Annotated in this window: 14 protein-coding genes, 1 tRNA gene and 5 pseudogenes; 13 read left to right on the top strand and 7 right to left on the bottom strand. The window is 56.2% G+C overall.

Annotated elements, in window-relative coordinates; all coding sequences use genetic code 11:
- The first annotated feature begins 258 nt into the window (after nucleotides 1-258).
- Together M2334_RS03075 and M2334_RS03070 are read left to right on the top strand one after the other, a co-directional pair.
- Complete coding sequence (locus M2334_RS03075) at nucleotides 259-486, top strand: hypothetical protein (protein WP_264593825.1); 228 nt, start codon at nucleotides 259-261, stop codon at nucleotides 484-486.
- A complete protein-coding gene (locus tag M2334_RS03070; RefSeq protein ID WP_264604750.1) occupies nucleotides 483-1,727 on the top strand; it encodes a glycosyltransferase family 4 protein in 1,245 nt (414 codons plus the stop codon). Before M2334_RS03075 ends, M2334_RS03070 begins: the two co-directional genes overlap by 4 nt.
- On the opposite strand, the gene M2334_RS03065 is transcribed toward M2334_RS03070, so the two are convergent.
- Nucleotides 1,708-2,595, bottom strand: a complete 888-nt coding sequence (locus tag M2334_RS03065; protein WP_264593823.1) for a class I SAM-dependent methyltransferase — start codon at nucleotides 2,593-2,595, stop codon at nucleotides 1,708-1,710. The two genes, M2334_RS03070 and M2334_RS03065, sit on opposite strands and share 20 nt — an antisense overlap.
- A gap of 455 nt (nucleotides 2,596-3,050) precedes the next feature.
- Between M2334_RS03065 and M2334_RS03060 the strand changes: the two genes are divergently transcribed.
- The 9 genes and pseudogenes from M2334_RS03060 (at nucleotide 3,051) to M2334_RS16660 (ending at nucleotide 9,840) form a co-directional block, all read left to right on the top strand.
- Entirely contained in the window at nucleotides 3,051-4,259 is a 1,209-nt protein-coding gene (locus tag M2334_RS03060) for a polysaccharide biosynthesis/export family protein (protein ID WP_264593822.1), read from the top strand.
- 98 nt (nucleotides 4,260-4,357) lie between these two features.
- Nucleotides 4,358-5,467 (top strand): hypothetical protein, encoded by a 1,110-nt coding sequence (locus M2334_RS03055; protein ID WP_264593821.1) that lies wholly within the window; start codon nucleotides 4,358-4,360, stop codon nucleotides 5,465-5,467.
- Nucleotide 5,468: 1 nt separating this feature from the next.
- Nucleotides 5,469-6,272 carry an ABC transporter permease gene (locus M2334_RS03050; RefSeq protein WP_264593820.1) on the top strand — a complete coding sequence of 268 codons (804 nt, stop codon included), beginning with the start codon at nucleotides 5,469-5,471 and terminating at the stop codon, nucleotides 6,270-6,272.
- A complete protein-coding gene (locus M2334_RS03045; protein ID WP_264593819.1) occupies nucleotides 6,269-6,916 on the top strand; it encodes an ABC transporter ATP-binding protein in 648 nt (215 codons plus the stop codon). Before M2334_RS03050 ends, M2334_RS03045 begins: the two co-directional genes overlap by 4 nt.
- A 513-nt stretch (nucleotides 6,917-7,429) precedes the next feature.
- Nucleotides 7,430-7,725 (top strand): annotated as a pseudogene (locus M2334_RS03040) (transposase); the annotation flags it as partial.
- A gap of 483 nt (nucleotides 7,726-8,208) precedes the next feature.
- Nucleotides 8,209-8,575 (top strand): annotated as a pseudogene (gene tnpB, locus M2334_RS03035) (IS66 family insertion sequence element accessory protein TnpB).
- Nucleotides 8,576-8,582: 7 nt separating this feature from the next.
- The gene (locus M2334_RS16670) at nucleotides 8,583-9,347 is read left to right on the top strand and encodes an IS66 family transposase (protein WP_319801206.1); all 765 of its coding nucleotides are present in this window, start codon (nucleotides 8,583-8,585) and stop codon (nucleotides 9,345-9,347) included.
- A pseudogene (locus M2334_RS16665) lies at nucleotides 9,287-9,658 on the top strand (IS66 family transposase). Before M2334_RS16670 ends, M2334_RS16665 begins: the two are co-directional and overlap by 61 nt.
- A gap of 53 nt (nucleotides 9,659-9,711) precedes the next feature.
- Nucleotides 9,712-9,840 carry a transposase domain-containing protein gene (locus M2334_RS16660; protein ID WP_319801185.1) on the top strand — a complete coding sequence of 43 codons (129 nt, stop codon included), beginning with the start codon at nucleotides 9,712-9,714 and terminating at the stop codon, nucleotides 9,838-9,840.
- Between the two features lie 51 nt (nucleotides 9,841-9,891).
- On the opposite strand, the gene M2334_RS03025 is transcribed toward M2334_RS16660, so the two are convergent.
- Nucleotides 9,892-10,131, bottom strand: a complete 240-nt coding sequence (locus M2334_RS03025) for a hypothetical protein (protein WP_264604749.1) — start codon at nucleotides 10,129-10,131, stop codon at nucleotides 9,892-9,894.
- Between the two features lie 75 nt (nucleotides 10,132-10,206).
- On the opposite strand from M2334_RS03025, the pseudogene M2334_RS03020 reads away from it, so the two are divergent.
- Nucleotides 10,207-10,678, top strand: a pseudogene (locus M2334_RS03020) (integrase core domain-containing protein); the annotation flags it as partial.
- A 108-nt stretch (nucleotides 10,679-10,786) separates the two neighbouring features.
- Here M2334_RS03020 and M2334_RS03015 read toward each other — a convergent pair.
- From M2334_RS03015 to M2334_RS03000, 5 genes and pseudogenes are all read right to left on the bottom strand, one after another.
- A protein-coding gene (locus M2334_RS03015) for an IS5 family transposase (protein WP_413716427.1) occupies nucleotides 10,787-11,538 on the bottom strand; the annotation gives its coding sequence in 2 pieces (ribosomal slippage) (nucleotides 10,787-11,203 and nucleotides 11,206-11,538; 750 coding nt in all).
- Between the two features lie 285 nt (nucleotides 11,539-11,823).
- Nucleotides 11,824-16,131: a glycosyltransferase gene (locus M2334_RS03010; RefSeq protein ID WP_264593817.1), complete on the bottom strand. Its 4,308-nt coding sequence runs from the start codon at nucleotides 16,129-16,131 to the stop codon at nucleotides 11,824-11,826.
- 354 nt (nucleotides 16,132-16,485) lie between these two features.
- Nucleotides 16,486-16,923: a class I SAM-dependent methyltransferase gene (locus M2334_RS16700; protein ID WP_413716133.1), complete on the bottom strand. Its 438-nt coding sequence runs from the start codon at nucleotides 16,921-16,923 to the stop codon at nucleotides 16,486-16,488.
- Between the two features lie 207 nt (nucleotides 16,924-17,130).
- Nucleotides 17,131-17,910 (bottom strand): annotated as a pseudogene (locus M2334_RS03005) (IS5 family transposase).
- Between the two features lie 879 nt (nucleotides 17,911-18,789).
- A tRNA-Ser gene (locus M2334_RS03000) sits at nucleotides 18,790-18,880 on the bottom strand.
- 225 nt (nucleotides 18,881-19,105) lie between these two features.
- On the opposite strand from M2334_RS03000, the gene M2334_RS02995 reads away from it, so the two are divergent.
- Entirely contained in the window at nucleotides 19,106-19,291 is a 186-nt protein-coding gene (locus M2334_RS02995; RefSeq protein WP_264571939.1) for a DUF1328 domain-containing protein, read from the top strand.
- The last annotated feature ends 8 nt before the right edge of the window (nucleotides 19,292-19,299 follow it).

Here is a 19,299-nt window from a genome sequence, read left to right as displayed (position 1 = left end):
GAGATTGCTGGCCGGATGGCCGGCCCGCAGTGCCCGAACCTTTCTCTCGCACAAAGCCTGGCATTGCGGTGAACGAGATCGACCGCGTCATGACTGTAGGGGTCCGCTTAGGCTGCGTTTGGCCGAGAGGAGCTATGGCTTGTCGGCGCAGTCCCGGCAGGCCATTAGCGCCCGGCGCATATGCTGGGCCGTTCCCCGGCACCAGAAGGTCAATCCGGCAGACGTGCAGTCGATCTTTCCCGTCACGGGCCGCGGGGCGTGACCGCCTATACGAAATTCCCGCCGCAGCAACGTACCAAACGGCGCAGCAACAATCCCGTACGCGGGCGTTGCGATTGGGTCATGGCGCGGGCTTGGGTGGTGATTGATGAGTACAGTAACGCGGAAAAAGCGTTCGAATTCTATAAGCAGTCGCTTTACTGGAGCACCCTGGCGCATCGCCAAGGAGGTGATGTGGAAAAGAATGCAGCGGCAGGGACGACATGATCTGGTCGATGGTACGTTTTCTGCTGCCGGTTCTGTCGCCGCGTTGGCTGGAACGGCGGCGCATCGAATCGGCCCGCCGCGTCGATCCGGTCGTTTCGCCACCGGCCAAGCCGTCAGGTCGTCTTCTGGTCGATCTTACAACCATCGCGCGCCACGATGCGCGCTCTGGCATTCAGCGCGTCGTGCGATCGACCGTGACCCAGATGCGATCCCGGTCACGCGGCGCGGACATTCAGGCGGTGCGGTATGAGCGTGGCGCCTTCCGTCATACGGCATGGCCAGCCGCCGAGGTAACGCCAGACGTGATAATGAATCCGCGGCCGGGCGACATCTTTCTAGGGCTGGACCTGTCGTTCGACGCGGTTCGCCGAAACGCGAAACAATTTCTTCGATACAAGCGGTCCGGCACGCGCTTCTGGTTCGTCATTTACGACTTGTTACCGCTGCAGAGCCCGCAGTATTTCTCGGCCAAGGTAGCCGTACGCTTCCGCTGGTGGCTGGTTGCCACAGCGAGGCTGGCGGAGGGATATATCTGCATTTCGCCACACGTCGCAGACGAATTGCGCACAGTGCTGGCGCAAAGGTTCGCGATGCGCGACGAGGTCGCCATTGAGGTCATACCGATGGGTTTCGACAGTCTGTCTGCCGGGAAGCCGCCTGTGCAGGAAGCGGATCTGGCTACCGTGATCAGTGCCAAGGAAGTGGTATTAGCAGTCGGCACCCTAGAACCGCGCAAGGGGTATGGCCTGCTTATAGACGCGTTCGAATTGTTGTGGGAACGGGGTTCCGATGCGACGCTGGTTATCGTCGGCCGTAGCGGGTGGAAAACCGAAGCTCTGCGGCGACGCATCTTAAATCATCCCGATTTTGGCCGTCGGTTGCATTGGTTACCGACCTTGGACGATGCGGGCCTGGCGATATTGTATGAGTGCGCGAGTGCCCTCGTTGCTGCGTCCTATGGTGAGGGATTCGGTCTGCCGGTTTTGGAAGCGGTTGCACGCTCTTGCCCGGTTTTAGCCCGGGATATTCCAGCCTTTCGCGTTCATGCCCGACACGGTCTGCGCTATTTTCCTGCGGACGCCGGTCCCGGCCAGTTGGCCGATGCGATCGCGGAGACGCTGCACGACAGTACCGCACTGCGAACATCGGCTTCGCCAGCACCTCTTCCACAATGGCGGGAAACCGCCGACACGATACTAGGTTTGCTGGGACACGACCTCGTTACCGCCAAGCGTGAATGATTGTGCGGTGGGTCGCGGCCTGGCTAGCCTTTGATCGCAGTTGCAGGCCACGGCCTTGTTTGAGGGGGTGTCCGAGCGATACCGGTGATGGCATCGCCTTTACCTTCGAGAAGCCAAAACTTTCCAGCATCACTTCGAGCGCCGGAACGTTCGGTGCCCAGAAATTGGTTGGATCGCCGCCGAGTTCGCCGGGCTTGTAAAGCCGCATTGCGGGCAGGCTCTCAAGCGGCAATGCTGTCACGGTCTCGATAATGAGGTGATCCGAGCACATTGCAGCTGCCGCTTCGAGGCAGCTATACGGATCCTTGACGTGGTAAAGCACCCCCAAGAATAGCACGATGTCGAACTGTCCCAACACGTTAGGATCGAGCGCAAGCACGTCGACGTCCAGGCTTTCGACCTGGGAGTCGAGCTGACGATGCATGAAGTTGAAGCCATCGCGTGTCCCCCAGCCGGGGCCTGACCAGCAGAAATGATCGGTCGCCAACACGCGTGCGGCACCACGTCGTTCTGCTTCGAACGAAAAAAAGCCGTCCCAAGCGCCGATATCCAGAACCGTCTTGCCTGAGAGACTTTCGGCAAAAAACAAATCGGCTTCGGCAAGCTGGACGTCCAGCGGCTTGATCCCTTTGATATGCCGCCCCCCGGGAAGTTCGAATGAATGGAACCAGCGGATATCTTGACCATCCGAGGCGTCAACTAAGCGAGAATTTTCCATGGTCATGACTTCACCTGCTAGTACTTTGGCATGAAGCCTCTTCGACAGACCAAAGCATCGCCAGGTCTGGGTTTCTTTCAAAAACGAGTTCGAGGCTTGACCGGTATTCGGTAACTGAGTCGAGAGATCCGCCGTCCTCTGCGTTTCCAATCCGCTATCATGCTCAATATTCTATCGGAAGGTGTGCCACTGCAAGCGTGCGTCGTCGCTGTCAACTCACACCTTGATCTTGCGCCCGCAGCACATGAGTGGCGTTGACTACTTGGGCGTCTTCCCTGACGGTATGGTCTGAGCTACCCTCAAAGTCCGCCATAACATCCGCATCGTCGCAGTGGCGCTTACCGGCGCGAGGTGTTCGGCGCGCGGAAGACAGAGACATCTTGAACCGACGTTCTGTGCAGTCTGGTCGGCCGGGATCGTCATGGCGTGAAGCTCGTCCTTTCCCTTGCCTGACTTGGTGGGACACGATCGCTTTGGTTGATGACATTTGACGCAAATCAGGCTATGGGCCCAAGTTGGCGGTCGGTGCAAACTACAGCTGACAACGGTGTATTTAAGAAGGCCATCGGCCGCACTGTGCGATAAATGGGGTCGACTGAAGGAATATGATGACGAATTCTCGGCGCACCCGACGAAACAGCGTGATTTACAAGTTTGGTCCTGTCCTCCTCGGCGCTCTTTCCCTGTCAGCCTGCGCGGTGCTGCCCGGGACGGGGCCCTCGTCGCGTGCGGTGACGCGGGCTGACGGTGCGACCTTGGCGAATGCGGATATCAAAATCGTTGATGTAACTGATGACGTTGCGCGCCGGGTGATTGCGAGCCAACGGGCCACACTTTTTTCCGAATCTCTAGGGGACGGCCGTGCGGCCGGTTCGGTCATAGGACGCGGCGACGTCCTCGATATTGCGATTTGGGAAGCGCCGCCGGCAGCCTTGTTTGGGTCCGCAGGCGGGCAGGCTCAGCTGAGCCGCTCAACCCGTTCCACGGTGCTCGCACGAGCTTCATCGCTGCCGGAACAGGTGGTCGACAGCGACGGGCAGATCAACATCCCGTTTGCCGGCTCGATTGTCGCGGCAGGTCGCACCTCGACGCAGATCGAGCGAGAGATCGTCGGCCGTCTGGCCGGCAAGGCGCATTTGCCACAGGTCATTGTGCGCGTTATCAGCAACGCCAGTTCCAACGTCACGGTCGTTGGCGATGTTGCGAACAGCGCACGTGTACCCGTTACCGCCAAGGGAGAGCGACTTCTTGACGTGTTGGCGACGGTTGGTGGGGTACGCCAGCCAGTCGGAAAGGTGTCGATCCAAGTCACGCGCGGTCCGCAGGTGGCATCTATGCCCTTGGGTGCGATCATTCGAGATCCGCAGCAGAATATTCGTATGCAGCCCGACGACGTGATAACGGCTCTTTATCAGCCGTACAGCTTTACCGCGCTCGGCGCCACGACCAAAAATGATGAAATTCCCTTTGAGGGGGCGGGGTTGACGCTTGCGCAGGCGCTCGGTCGGTTCGCCGGCCTGCAAGATGCGCGCGCCGACGTGAAGGGCGTCTTCATCTTTCGGCTTGAGGAACCTGCGGCGCTTGATGCAACGGTGCGAGAAAGTGCCCACCTTACGCCTGACGGGAAGGTGCCTGTGATCTACCGGGTCAATCTCAAGGATCCATCAATCTTCTTCGTCGCGCAGAGTTTCCCGATTCGCGATAAAGACGTTGTCTACGTGTCCACTGCACCTCTCGCCGACATCCAGAAGTTTGTCGGCGTTATCTCGTCGACGGTCTTCCCGATTGCTGCGCTCAGCACAATCGGCTTGTAACGATCTTCTTACAATCAACGAACTGCGGGTGCCCGGACTTTCGGATAGGTCGCTTTAGAAAATGCGGCATTCATGATCGTTGCAGAATACGGAATTATATGCAGAACACTATTTTCAGCCGGATAAAGAACGTTGATCGATTGTTTTTGATCATAGTCATCATCCCGACTATTATTGCGACCATATATCTAGGTCTATTTGCTTCGGACGTATATATATCGGAATCGCGCTTTGTTGTTCGCAGTCCTGACAAACCCGCCTCGACCGGCTTGGGTGTTCTGCTCAAATCTTCTGGTTTCACGAGTGGAAGCGATGAAATATATGCGGCCGAAAGCTTTATAATGTCGCGTGACGCACTGGCCGCCTTGAACAAGGGTGGCCGGTTTGAAAAGGCCTATGGTGCTCCGGAAATTTCCCTGTTCGATCGTTTCAATGGGTTTGGTGGTGATCCCAGCTCAGAAGAACTTTACAAATATTATCGCAACAAGATTTCGATCGAGCATGAGACGAACGCCTCGATAACGACACTGCAGGTCCGCGCTTATTCTGCCGAGGAGGCTTATCGCATAAACGCCGCGTTGATCGGCATGGCGGAGGCGATGGTCAACCGTTTGAACGTACGTGGTCGGCAGGATCTAATACGCTTCGCATCCTTCGAGGTGGAAGAAGCAAAGGCACGGGCCGCTTCGGCGGCCTCGGCCCTGTCGGCTTTTCGCAACAGCCAAGGCGTCGTCGATCCCGAAAAGCAGGCAACCGTCCAGATCCAGATGATCTCGAAGCTTCAGGACGAAGTTATTGGGGCACGCTCCGAGTTGTTACAGCTACGGTCGTTTACCCCACAAAACCCGCAGATCGACGTTCTCGCGACGAAGGTGAAGGGCTTGGAGCGCGAAATGGAACAGCAACTCTCGCTGGTCGCGGGTGGCAGCAAATCACTCTCTTCGACCACCGCAAGGTATCAGCGCCTACAACTGGAGAGCCAGTTCGCAGATAAGCAGCTCGCCGGAGCGATGGCATCATTGCAGGACGCGTCCAATGAGGCACGTCGCAAGCAGGCATATCTGGAACGCATCGTCGAGCCGAGCAAGCCGGACGAAGCACTTGAACCCCGCCGCCTGCGCGGAATTCTCGCGACCTTCGTATTGGGTCTGATCGCGTGGGGAATTCTGTCGATGCTGTTGGCGGGTGTGCGTGAGCACAAGGGCTGACATGGCGGCTGATCGCCAATCCTGGGGGTCCTATGCATCTGCATGGGCCGTCCAGCGTCGGGTAATCCATGCGCTCTTCATGCGGGAAGTGCTGACCCGTTACGGTCGGCACAACATCGGTTTCCTCTGGCTTTTCGTTGAGCCAATGTTGTTCACGCTCGGCGTGACCGCCCTATGGAGTCTTACTAAAGCCACGCATGGGTTAGATCTGCCAATCGTTGCCTTTGCGCTGACCGGGTATTCGTCAGTGCTTTTGTGGCGTAACATGCCTGCGCGGTGCATTGATGCGATCAAGCCGAACTTGTCACTGCTTTATCACCGTCAGGTGAAGGTTCTAGATATTCTTATCGCTAGGCTCCTGCTTGAGGTCGCTGGTACTACAACGTCGTTCTTCGTATTAGGGATCTTCTTCATCACGATCGGCTGGCTGAATCCACCCGAAGATCTGCTGCAGGTGATCGGGGGCTGGCTTGCGCTTGCGTGGTTCGGTATGTCAGCTGCATTATTGCTCGGCGCTTGGTCGGAACAGTCCGAGCTTGTCGACAAATTCTGGCACCCTTCCGCTTACCTACTCTTTCCACTGTCGGGCGCGGCATTCCTCGTGGATATGCTCCCAAAGCAGGCGCAGGAGATCGTGCTGTATCTGCCGATGGTTCATTGTATCGAATACATTCGAGAGGGTTTTTTCGGAAGCAAGTTCCACGCGCATTACGACATGTCGTACGCGCTGATCGTCAGCGCCTGCATGACCCTGATTGCGCTGGCGCAATTGCGGAAGGTCAGTCGAGAGGTCATTCCCGAATGATCACGCTCCACGATGTCGATAAATTTTACCAGACGCGACGTGGGCCGCGGCAGATTCTCGACAACATCAACCTGGCGATTGCGCCCGGCGAAAAACTTGGCATCCTTGGCCGCAACGGTGCGGGCAAGTCGACCTTGATCCGCATCATCAGCGGTGCTGAACAACCGACCAGTGGCAGGGTTGAGCGGAACATGACGGCCTCATGGCCGCTCGCTTATACCGGAGGTTTCCAGTCCGCACTGACCGGCGTCGACAATATCCGCTTCATTTGCCGCATTTACGGCGTGGATATCGAGGAACGAATTCCGTTTATCCAGCAATTCTCCGATCTCGGCGAATATCTGCATGAGCCGATTAGAAATTACTCCGCCGGGATGCGCGCGCGCCTGGGGTTCGCCGTTTCGATGAGCATCGAGTTCGATTGTTTCCTCATCGATGAGGTGATCTCCGTGGGCGACTCGCGCTTTCACGAAAAGTGCCGGATCGAGTTGTTCGAAAAGCGCGCCGATCGCGCACTCGTAATTGTATCGCACGATGCAGGCTATATTCGTGCGCATTGCGACCGCGCCGTCGTGCTCGATCGTGGTCGTCTCCATAGCTTCGATGAAATCGAACAGGCTTTCGAATTCTATAATCACTCGTGACAGATGGTCAGAGGCCGTCACGCGTCGTTGCCTGACTGGTGTTCACCTCGTTCCGCTTCCAGTCATTCCAACAGCCGGGCGGGTTCAAGGACTGATCGCCAATCTACAACCGACGCTGCAACACGCTCCCGAAGATCATCAGATAAGCTCTCGCCTTCTCTTCCTCCCTCCAAGCTTATCTAGCAGTTTTAAGTACAACCGGTGAACTTGGAAACCACCCACCGATTCAATTGGGATGATCCAGACTATAGCTACTGTTCGCGCCAGGTCAATGCAGGCGATCGCCTGCTAAATTCCGAGGTCTCGCGCCGCTTGAAGCGAAATGTGCATCGCTGGTTTATCGCACGTTGACTTGCGCCGGATTGTCCCCTCCGGGTGCCTGACGTTCAGTTTATTTCTAGTGCGTATAACAGGGCGCTATCGACTCACGGGCTGACGTACTACCCGGAAACTCCTCCAGCTTGATGAGAGTCCACTTCGAGAAGGCGTGCGACGTGAAACACCGAGGGGCAGATCGTTGCGGTTCTGCGGGAGCAGGAAGCCGGAACGGCGACAGCGGATGTGTGCCGCAAGCACGGCGTTAGCAGCGCGACGTTCTACAAGTGGAAGGCAGCCTATGGCGGCATGGACGTGTCACAGGCGCGCAAGCTCAAGGTGCTGGAGGACGAGAATTCCCGGCTGAAGCGACTGCTGGCTGACGCGATGCTCGATAATGCTGTGCTGAAGGAAGTAACCTCAAAAAACTGGTGAAGCCTGCCGCTCAGCGCAAGGTGGTCGAGCATGTTCGGCGTAAGCGTGGCTTGAAGGACGCCTTGAACTTTTCGCGTGTCCTAGGCTGATTGCCGCTCTTTGGGAGCGGCGAAGTTGGACGACAAGGAGGCTGATGGAGCGGTTAGTCATACCAGCGGTCGTATGACCACTCGGATCGAAGTCGTTGGCCGGGTATCGGGCCGGCGGCGCTGGACGGTGGAGCAGAAGCTGGCGATCCTGCGATGCCTTCGGTTCGAGTGGGTCGGTTCGCGATGCGTGTGAGCGGCATGATGTGGCAGCGGTCAGCTCTACACATGGCGTCGGGAAGCAATGTCGGGCGAGTTGACCGGAGTGCAACCGCCGGCGCTGCCATCATTTGCCGAAGTTGAAGTGGCCGCGCCGCCGGTGCCGACAATGGCTTAACCGGAACCGGCACTCCCAAGTGGCCAGATTGGGATCGAGTTACCCTCAGGCGTCCGTCTGACTGTGGACGCGGCGATGGATACCGACGCCTTGGCGCGCGTGCTTGGCGTTCTGACGCGATGATCCCGCTGCCACTCCCCGGCGTTGCGGGCACAGGCTCCACCCGGATATTCTGGCCTGCGGTGCAACCGATATGCGCAAGGGGATTCGACCGGCTGGCGGTGTGGCGCAGCAGGTGCTCGAGCAGAGCCCGCATTCGGGCGCGCTGTTGCCTTTCGGGGGCGTCGCGGCGATCTGGTCAAGCTGCTCTGGTATGACGGTCAGGGCCTGTGCCTGTTCTCCAAGAGGATGGACCGGGGCAAGTTCGTTTGGCCGGCGATGAAGACGGGCAAGGTGACCCTCAGCGCGGCACAGTTGTCGATGCTGCTGGAGGGCATTGACTGGCGCCGGCCGGAACGCACGGTAGCACCATTACTGGCCGGATAATCGGCAGATTGCCGTTGGCCAGTCGTCTGAGAAGCTTTCCCTGCAGATCGAGCAGCTGGAACCGGCGCTGGAAGAACTGGAGGGGGATGCCGAGCGCGCCGACGTCCGCAAGCCCTCCGTCGACCGGGGCGACCGGCCGACACCGATCCGCTCCTTGCCGGCGCATCTGCCGCGCGAGGAGCATCGGATCGAACCGCCAGCCGGCACCTGCACCTGTCCCGACTGCGGCGGCGCGTTGCGCCCACTCGGCAAGGACAGCGATGAGATGCTCGATGTCCTGCCGGTGCAATGGCGCGTCGTGCCCACCGTGCGCCCCAAGTATAGCTGCAGGGCCTGTGAGAAGATCGTCCAGGCGCCGGCACCGCCCAAGGCCATTGCGCGCGGCAAGGCGAGCTTCGCAACGCTGGCGCATGTGGTGGTGAACAAGTTCAATCATCATCTACCGCTCTACCGCCAGGCCGAGATGATGGCGGCACAGGGCATCGACATTGACCGCTCGACCCTAGCCGGTTGGGCCGGACAGGCTGCCGCACTGCTCGATTCCATCGTTGCTCGCATTCGCAAGGAAGGACTCAAGGCCGGCAAGCTCCATGCCGACGATACACCGGTGCCGATGCTCGATCCGGGCAAGGGCAAGGCCGCCACGGCGCGGCTGTGGACCTATGCCGGCTACGATAAGCTCTACGAGGATGGCCGGGTGAGAGAGGTCGCCTGCTGGGCGCATTCCGGCCCAAGATCTTCGAGAACCACGCCACCAGCCCAACGTCGCTGACCATCGACCTGCTGGAGCAGATCGCAGCGCTATACCGGCACGAGGCCGATATTCGCGCACAACCGCCCGATGTCCGTTGCCAACACCGGCAACAGCATAGCAAGCCGCTGATCGATGACCTGCGCACAGCGATCGACGATGCGCTGCGCAGCCTGTAGCCCAAGTCCGCAATGGCCAAGGCACTCGCCTATGGCCGCAAGCGCTGGACGGCGCTCACCCGCTTCCTTGACGATGGCACAGCCGAGATTGATAACAACATTGCCCGCGGGCGATCCGGTCCATCGCGATCGGCCGCAAGAACTGGCTGTTAGCCGGATCAAAGGCCGGGGGCGAGCACGCCGCCACCATCTATTCCGTTATCGAGATGGCCAAGTTGAACGGCATCGAGCCGCAAGCCTATATCGCCGATGTCATCGCCAAGATCGCGAGCGACTGGCCAACCTCGCGCTGGGACGAGCTCATGCCTTGGACTGGCAGCCAGATCAGCAGATGATCGCCGAAGCCGCCTAGCTCCGGGCAATTCAGTCGGTGCGAACGTAAATGGCTATGGCCGTTTCGCTATCTCGTGGCCGTGGGCGAGATTGCCGGTTAGCTCCATTCGAACCGTCACAACCCAATTCAGATATTCGGCGACTGCCTCAACAGTCGTGCCAGCGGCCAGCATGCCGTGAAAGTGGAGCGCGTATGAATCATACTCATCGACCGCCTCGGGAATACCCGTCACGCCAATTGGATCCCAGTCATTTAGGAGCAAGCTTTTAAGCTCTTCGAGTTCGCCTATCATATCTGAGGTGAGACACCTCTGCCCAACCAGGGGCACGGCCTTCACGCCACGCTTACTGTTCGGCAGCTCTTTGCGATCAGCGAGCGTCGGGCATGCTCCATCCTTGCCGTGGTTGATGACTTCACGCGCGAGTGCCTGACGCTGGTGGCGGATACGTCGCTGTCAGGTGCGCGTGTCGGTCGAGAGCTTGACGCGATCATCGCAGTGCGCGGCAAGTCGTTGATGATCGTGAGCGATAACGGGACAGAGCTGACCAGCCTAGCGATTCTGCGGTGGGCCCAGGACCGACGCGTCGAATGGCATTACATCGCGCTCGGCAAGGCTCTCCTCAGCTTGTCGAAGGACCGCAGAAAACGTCTAGAGCTTCAATGGTCGCTTACGCGACGAGTGCTTGAACGAGACGCTGTTCGCGTCGCTCAGCCATGCCCGGTCGGTGCTGTACAACTGGCGCGACGATTACGACCATGTGCGGCCGCATAGCGGGATAGGCGGCAGGCGGCAGGCGCAACACCGCCTAGACGGGCACCACGACAACTCTGGACTCTAGTTATTAGTGGATGAACTTTGGGGAGCACATCACTGCCGACTGCATGAAAGAAGAAGAAATACAAGATGGTTCAGGCCCAATGGAGAATATTTTCACTAGGGTGGGGACTCATAACCACCATGTGACGGCAGCGGCGAGGTAGATGGCGCTCAGGAAGTTGGTGGCGAGTTTGTCGTAGCGGGTGGCGATGCGGCGATAATCCTTGAGGCGGCAGAACATGCGCTCGACGGCGTTACGGTTCTTGTAGAGTGTCTTGGAGAAGCAGCTTTTCCAGCGCCTGTTGGCCTTGGAGGGGATGTTTGGAACGGCACCCTGCCGCTCGATCAGGTCGCGGATCGCATTGCTATCGTAAGCCTTGTCCGCGAGCACGATGGTGCGCGGCGCAGGGTCATCGAGCAGCACATCGGCCGCGCGGCAGTCGGCGACCTGACCTCCGGTCAGCAGGAAGCGGAGCGGCGGACCTTCGCCGTCGGTGAGCGCGTGGAGCTTGCTGTTGCGGCCGCCGCGGCTGATCCCGATCGCCTGGACGAGCGCCCCCCTTTTCCGCCGCTCGCGCAGCGGTGCGCCTTCATGTGGGTGCTGTCGATCAGAACCTCGGCGGGTGGCCCACCTGCGGCTGCCAGCGCAATGAACAGCTCCTGCCACACGCCCTTCGCCGCCCAGCGCACGAACCGGTTGTAGAGCGTCTTCCTCGGCCCATAGCAGGCCGGCGCATCGACCCATCGCCCGCCCGACTTCAAGACGTGGATGATGCCGCTGACCACGCGACGATCATCAACACGGGCAACGCCCCGCTCCTTGTCCGGAAGCAGCGGCCGAAGCCGCTCAAACTGTGCCTCACTCAAACAGAACTCGCTCAAACCCAGGCTCCTGCAGTCGCAGAGCCTGAATCACATCCGAGCCACCAAGGGAATCCCATTTATGGGTCCCGGCCCTAGTGAGTTTTGCGCTAACGTCGACCGTTACCTCAAAACGTCGTGCCTTAGTAGTCTGCCTCGCCTTTGCACATCCGCTCTCATAAGGAACTATCGCATGCGTTGGCCACTATCTCGGTTTTGCCAATTATCGCTAACACGCACAACAGACTGTTAGGTTTAGACAAGCGAATTGCGCGAAATGATGCATTGATGGCACGTCCTCAACGATTAAATGGTGGCGAACAGAACTTCCGGGGGAAGATTTGCGGCGGGATGAAGGTTTCGATAGGCATGATCATAAACTTCGCGCATTCTTGGCGCGATTTTTCTGAACCCATCTAGATGTTTATAGCGCAAGACAACGCGTTCTGGAGAAAAATGCGCGGCGTTGTTTAACGGATCATTCTCAAAGATTTCCCTCCAGTAATGACTCAGGCTCGAGAGAAAATGTTCCCGCCAGCGATCCATAGCTTCACCGTCCGACCCGAGGCGTTCGGCAAGGTCGTGCGCCTCGGGAAAACGCTCAAGGATGAAGAGAGAGGCATACGCATTCCATGATACGTTGAAATTGACCACGACTATCGGATCGCCGATCCAGTACGCTGGTTCTTCCATCATGTAATTTAAAACATAGTAGGTTGTCGGTATTGCCGTCCTCATCGTTGAAAAGGCGCGACCTGACGTATCCTGTGAATAGGCCCGCAACGCGTGATCCCTCCGCAATATCAATGAATAGATTGCGGTGAACAGGTTCTCGTTCTGACAAGCAACTACCTTGACAGGTGCATAAAGGTCTGGCCCAGCGGGCACGATCGCTGGGCAGGGCTCCAAAAACGCCTCCATGTCCTGAGCATTCGCGGGCTCTGTTTCATAAGTATATGCATAATTCGGGTAAACTAGTGCTACATCCGGATGATCCTTGAGGGCGCGTAATACCCGGTCAATTGCATCTGCTCTTGTTAGGTCGTCATCTCCCAGTATCCATATATAATCCCCGCGTGCCTCGTGTGCAGTGACGGTCAAATTCCCTAGCATGCCCACGTTTTTCAAGTTTCGGAGATAGCGGAAATCCTGTCGGTCCAAATAGGGGCGAACGATCTCACTGGTATTATCGGTGGACGTATTATCCACCACAAGTATCTCGATCTCTTCGCTAGGGTTAGGCAATTGCGAAAAGATATTCTTTAGGTTGACGCCAAGCCAGCCTGCTCGGTTATAGGTGCTAATGCAAATCGATAATTTTGGCCGCGGACGCAGATTCGGCAACTCAACACGAACATCTCTTTGGACGATACCCTCTTGTATGAGCAGAGCGTCACTCAGCCTGTCCTGTGACAGTTGTTCGATTATTTCACGGGCATATTGGTTCCATGTCTTCAGTTCACGGGTTACTGACTGGACTGCAACTTCTCGCCTGAACCTCTCATTTTCCGCCATTTCCAAAATAGCATCCGTTATAGCCTGTTTGTCTTTCATGTCGATTGTGAGGCATCCTCCCCCTTGAGCGATTTCAGCCACGGCACCAGTCTGGTGCACGATGCAGGGGCGGCCGTTCCAGAGACTTTCCGCAATCGGCAAGCCGAAGCCCTCTTCTAAAGACGGAAAAATAGTGAAATCGGCGCCCTCGTAGAGTTGGTGCAAACGATCATCATCTATGTCTATCAGCCATTCGCAATTGGGAATGGTTTCTAACTTCGTATGCATCATCTCCGTCATTTCCGGCCATGGCTGCATTGGTTTACCTACGATCGTCAGATTCAGCTCTTTGGAGCAGATGAAGGATGCACGAGAAAAAGCCTCCAAAAGAAGGAGTTGATTTTTGCGTGGTTCTATCGACCCGACCATCAGAATATTTATTTGTTCCGAATTATTCTTTTTGATCTTTCGGTTGCGTGGATACCCAACGAGTTCGCAAGGTAGGGGGAGCGTTACAACGCGATGATCAACGCTATGGGTCTTTTGTGAGGTCGAGAGGAAGAAGTTTATGAGATCTGCCCGAGCCGATGCTGATATCGCAAAGACTTTGTCGAATGCGATGAGGTCTTCCATGTATTTCCCATGATTTTTGACCCACTCTTGATTGTACATCGATCGCATTTTGTAGGGAATGGCATCATAAAAAATGGTGGCGGTTCTCAATCCCTGTTCACGGGCATAGGTAGTCACGTCATCCAGATAGATGTGTACAAGTTCGCCGACCATTATCCACTTGGGGGCTTGATGGTTTGACGGCTCGATCCATTCGGCCCAGTCGCTAACACGTGGGCCGTTCCACCTTTCGCAATGCAGCAATGCCTCTGGGTTGGCCGGTATCATACGCTTTGCTTCGGCATCCCAAACAACCGGGATGAGCTTTAAGCCCTGCTCCATGAGCCCGCGAGCGCTTTGCCGGATGACACGCTGAATGCCAGTATTGAAGACTTGCGTGGCGGTGTCGCTGATCCAGAAGTAGATTGAGTTCAGTCTTGCCGCATGGTCAGATGCTGTGGCTAAACAGGCCCCAATTTCCTGCGCGTATCCCGCCCAACTTTTTATTTCGCGCGTTGTCGCTTGTGTTCGAAGCTTCTCCCTCAGGTCGCTATCGCCGGCCAGCCTTTTCAGTGCGCTTGCAATGTCGCCCACTTCGCGCGTGTTGATAGTAAACGTTCCGCCACCTTCGGCGACTTCGGCCATGGCACCAAAGTTGGCGCAGATGCACGGTACACCATACCACAAGCTTTCTAGAATCGGTAAGCCAAACCCTTCTTCCAACGATGGAAAGACGGTGAAGCTGGCAGACCGATAAAGGCGATCTAGTTCTTCGTCAGTGGGATGTGGTACCAATTTTATGCTCGGATTCTTCTTCATTCCCGCTTTAATGAACGGGGCGACATCACTGTGGATATTGCCAGCAAGTACGAGTTGCCACTCCTTGCCCAAAGCCGTTTGCGAAAACAAATGAAACGCTTCTATCAACCGACTATGGTTTTTCCTCGGCTCCATCGATCCAACGGAAAGAATGATATTTTCGAGTGGCGTTTCAACGGCGCGAACCCGGTCTGCCAAGTTGGTTTCACCCGGCAGCAGCACACTGCGGATACTTGGTAGAGACCGAGCTCTTTGATGCTGGGCAAAAAACAACCTTAACTCTTCGGCCGACCGTTCCGATATCGGAAGAATGAGGTCAGCTAGGAGCAGGCCTTGCATATATTTTTCGTGCGCGTCTAATCCGGCCGCATATGAGGGCAGGCGCAACGGGATTGCATCATAGTAGACTGCCGCGACTTTTGCGCCGAGCGCCCGCGCTGCCAAGATCGCATCCACGGTCGGGGGTACGTCGTGGTAGGTGATGTGACTGACTTCGGGCTGCAGAAACCAACAGTCGAGTGTTTCTAGTGGATCCTGCAGATCGTTCCGAACGCTGTCAGCATCTGGATAGCGTGCAATCTCGCCATCAGACAGCTTGGGGCCGTTCCACGCTGCCAAATGATTTAGCTCAGCCTTGTTGATGAGACCGAACCGCTTGTCTTCGGGTATCCACTTTACGAAGCGAATGTTTTCGCCCGCTTCGACTAGCCCGCGCGCCAATTGCCGTACAAGACGCTGCATTCCTGTATTAGCCGGGCAATTGATCGTGTGATCGACATAGTAAATAATCAATCTGGATCCGCTGGGCAGTCTGCTGCCTCCCGCGTCCTTAGTCAGCCCAAGAAAATCGCTTTTTTCTCTGATTTGTGCATGAAGGCCGCGAAAGTCGGATCGCACTAGCGCGAAATCGCTACCAAGAGGAGGAGGCGTGAAGGCAGACCGCTCATAAGATTGCGATTTCACCAAATCGCGCAGTTCCAAGAATCTCTGTTCATTTCGCACGTCGGAAGCGTGCTGCATGTTCTCAATGGCGGCAATTCTAGTTGCTTGACTTTTGGATCGATTGAGCCGTGATTTCAGGGCTGTTGTGGCCCTGCGCAAGCCATTAAACGGCCTTATCTCGGCTTTCAGGCCGGGGAGGCTCGCATTATATTCGCGCCCTTCCTTCGAATTCGAGAGGTCAGCGAGCAACTGCCGCCGGTCGACACCGGATCGCAAAAGAAAAAGGTAATGCCGCATCCCTTTGACATCGGCAGGCCTTCCGAGAACGGACTCAAAAGCAGCGTTTACAAAAGTCTGATCATATAATTCAAGGATGTCGTAAACAGAGCTTATCTCTGGCAAGGACTCCCCGACCCGGGCTAGAATAATTGAAGATTCCATCCTCTTTGCAAGTAGCCGACGTTTTTTGAAATACCGGGGCGTGACCGGCAGTCCATTCAACTTGGAAATCCATAAAATTTTCTTCAATCCCGCAATGTTGGCATTGAAGTCCCGAGCTTCTTTGGATCTGGCAATTTGCGCTATAACATCGATTTTGTCGCCACCAAATTCGAGAAACTGCGTATAGAAATATTTACCCGTTTGATCGGCCTTTCGCCCCATTAGCGCCATATAAGCAGCATCAATAAATGCATCGTCACTTAAGGACAGGAGCGCATCAGCGGAATTAAATATTACGTCAGCCATCTTGGTTTCAAAATTCCGTTATTATGTGTTGAGCACTTAGCATACGGACCAGAATTTCGTCATGTTCTGAGGAGTGATTTTGTCCTTGAAAGTAGGTATTCTGGAATCTTACTGCTTAATCGTAACACCGTCAAAACTCGCGACGCATAGTCGACACCGTTTCTAGTTATCATATCTACCATCGAACTTGCACGGTCGAATGCATTGAAAGCTAAACGCAAGACGCGCTCGGCCAACCGTGATCCCGCCGTATTTATCAAGCGCGGCGGCGATCTGCCGCAGGACAGGGTTCGTAATTTATCCTGCATCAGATACGCGCACTGCTAAAGCTGATCTCACGGCCAAGTCCAATAATCATGTTTGGGTCATATCGCGTTTATTCACGCCGTAAAGGCGCATCGCCTCCAACGATACGGGAGCCGGCGAATGGCCCACGCTTGGTTGATGGGTCAGCAAGACGCCGCGAGGCCTGATCGCCCCATAGGCCGATCGGATCGCAGCTGATTCATCATCAGCATGGTGCAGGCAATCGCAAAATACGGCGCAGCGAAATTCCCGTTTGAACGGCAGTGTTTCATATTCTGATGTTATGAACCGTAGTGCTCTATCGGTGTTGCTCTGATGCTTGTTTTGATGCGCCAGATTGATCTTATCTGGGGCCCGATCCTTGCTGACTACGTCAAACCTGCGCCGCGCATAGAACCTGCCAATCCATCCGCTATTGCAACCCAAGTCAAGTAAACGAGCCCGAACGGGATAGATTAATGAAATTAGCGATCCTATAGATGACAAGTTGACCTCGCAATATTGATCAGAAAAGGGCTTCCTCAAAGCATGACGGCGGCTTATTCGCCGATCATACTAAGATATGAATCTTCTGCGTCCTTAGTCATTTAATGCGACTGTCCTTTTAGCCGGCTCAGCAGCACGAAACCGTAAATCTGACTCTTAAGCGGTCACATTGACTGAGTATAGGAGAAACTGCTCTGGCCGAATTGTTCAAGCCCGCGCATGCCCGTAATGTAAGTCCCCCAACATTTTAGACTCAGAACTCATTGACCACAACCAGTAGCAGCAGGTTGCGGCGATGGAGATGGCGGACATGAATGTGTGTGCAGCGATCGTAGCGGGTTGCAATGCGTCGCCAGTCCTTGATCCTACCAAAGACATTTTCGATTCTGTGACGCTGGCGGTAGAGTGTCTTGTCGTAATGGTATTGGACCTTGCGGTTTGACCGTGGCGGGATGCGCAGTGTGACGCCACGTTCGGCCAGTGCTGCCCGGAACCAATCGCTGTCGTAGCCCTTGTCCGCTAGCAGTTCCCTGGCGTTAGGTAAGGCGGGAAGCAGCAAAATGTGCTCTTGTGGTCGCTCATTTCCCCCTCGGTGAGCAGCATCATGATTGGTCGCTCCAAACCGTCGCAAACAGCTGGAGCTTCGAGTTCAGACCGCCGTTGGTGTGTCCGATAAATCGGGAAAGAGCCCCCCCCTTTTAACGGGCTGGCCGCCGTCCGGTGCGCCTTGAGGTGGGTGGTGTCGATCATAATCCGGTCGGGCTTGCCCGCCTTGGCCGCCAACTCTGCAAAGATACGGTTGAATACGCCCAAGCGGCTCCAACGGATGAAGCGGTTGTAGATCGTCTTGTGCGGGCCATAATCTGTGGGGGCATCGCGCCACATCAAGCCGTGCTTGATAACGTAGATCATGCCCGAAACGATCCGCCGGTTATCGACTCTCGGCACACTGTGCGACAACGGAAAAACTGGCTCGCTCCGGCGCATCTGCGCTTCGCTCTGCAAAAAACGGAGCACGCATCGCGGCACCTCCTCAGTGCTGCAGTTGAACCAACCGAGGACGCTTCACGCAAGCAATTTAACAGGTCCTGAGCCTAATCTCTCTTTAAGCGTTTTGGAGACCGAAAGCCACTCCGATATGTCCAACTGCTCTTACAACAGGATTATCTTAATCCAGCTTCGCTACCTCAGAGAGTCTTCGGTCCAAAATTCTGCCCAGCAGGTTCCGGATTTCTTCGCACTCTTCACGTGTTTTGCGGAGATGACATTCCTCCATAATTCGCGTGTCTGAAAGGAAATCGTCCTGTCACAATTCCATCTGTGCTCAACTAACCGCTTCTGCCGTCAATGTCGCATGAGTGAATGCTTCGGCCGTGCACGCCGTCAAATTGGTGGGCAGACTCTGGCAAGCTATTCAAAAGCAATGAATTACCCCGTTCCGTTTTTGATGCTGTCGAGATAACACCTACCAAAGCGCTGACCCTGGCCGCTGCTTTGCTGCCCGCTGCGTGCTTCACCGCAGCAGACATAAAGCTGACTCTATCGTGCCAGCAGTTGATTTTCTTGAATTCTGATAGAATTGCTTCATCTCTGACAAGCGCGAGAAAAATGGATTCAGGGGCGCTTCTGTCTCTGACCAGCTTCCCAGGCTGCGTGAGTGGATCGATCTGCTGACGTTCAGTTTAGCAGGACGCGGCGCCATCAACGCCCCGGCTAGGAATTAAGTCATACCATTGGGCATAACTTCGGCGCCGGTTTCACGCGATCTTTGGCGATCCCACATAAACTGATAATCCTGATAATTTCACTAAACTGTCTGAATTTAATCGTTTTTTGGTTCACCCCGAACCGCTGATGTTCGGAGTCTGGCGGAGCGGGAGGGATTCGAACCCTCGATACGCTTTTGACGTATACTCACTTTCCAGGCGAGCGCCTTCGACCACTCGGCCACCGCTCCGCATGCACTGGAGCCGTGCGCCCTAGCGGGGTCGCGCGGGTTTCGCAAGGTGCCTTCGCGCATCAACATTGACGAAGCAATGCCGCCCACCGGTGGGCGCCCCGGCCGGGCGGGTTCGGCAGATTTACGTAGGGATATCCGCGTGTCGCTCGTCCTCCCCCACCCCGCCGGGAACCGCCGCCCTGCGCGAGACGTTAAAACCACTGTCAGCAACAGGAGCCCCTCATGATCCGTCTTGCCATCCTCAGCCTGCTCATCGCCGGTGCGGCCGCCCTGATGGGCTTTGGCGGCGTGGCGGGGGCGTTTGTCGGGATTGCGAAGGTGCTGTTCTTCATCGCCCTCGCGCTGTTCGGGATCTTCTTGGTGCTCGGCATCCTTGCCGGGCGCCGCATGTCCCGCGTGCTCGACTAAACCGCGCT

It is taken from the genome of Sphingobium sp. B11D3D, assembly GCF_025961755.1.
Taxonomy (GTDB): domain Bacteria; phylum Pseudomonadota; class Alphaproteobacteria; order Sphingomonadales; family Sphingomonadaceae; genus Sphingobium.
The sequence above is the reverse complement of the archived record's forward strand: the minus strand, read 5'-3'. Positions and strand labels throughout refer to the sequence as shown.

Excerpts from the sequence above, each read along its gene's own strand:
- M2334_RS03070 (WP_264604750.1), top strand. The coding sequence starts at position 483 with ATGATCTGGTCGATGGTACGTTTTCTGCTGCCGGTTCTGTCGCCGCGT.
- M2334_RS03060 (WP_264593822.1), top strand. The coding sequence starts at position 3,051 with ATGATGACGAATTCTCGGCGCACCCGACGAAACAGCGTGATTTACAAG.
- M2334_RS03055 (WP_264593821.1), top strand. The coding sequence starts at position 4,358 with ATGCAGAACACTATTTTCAGCCGGATAAAGAACGTTGATCGATTGTTT.
- M2334_RS03050 (WP_264593820.1), top strand. The coding sequence starts at position 5,469 with ATGGCGGCTGATCGCCAATCCTGGGGGTCCTATGCATCTGCATGGGCC.
- M2334_RS03045 (WP_264593819.1), top strand. The coding sequence starts at position 6,269 with ATGATCACGCTCCACGATGTCGATAAATTTTACCAGACGCGACGTGGG.
- M2334_RS16660 (WP_319801185.1), top strand. The coding sequence starts at position 9,712 with ATGGCCAAGTTGAACGGCATCGAGCCGCAAGCCTATATCGCCGATGTC.
- M2334_RS03025 (WP_264604749.1), bottom strand. The coding sequence starts at position 10,131 with ATGATAGGCGAACTCGAAGAGCTTAAAAGCTTGCTCCTAAATGACTGG.
- M2334_RS03010 (WP_264593817.1), bottom strand. The coding sequence starts at position 16,131 with ATGGCTGACGTAATATTTAATTCCGCTGATGCGCTCCTGTCCTTAAGT.
- M2334_RS02995 (WP_264571939.1), top strand. The coding sequence starts at position 19,106 with ATGATCCGTCTTGCCATCCTCAGCCTGCTCATCGCCGGTGCGGCCGCC.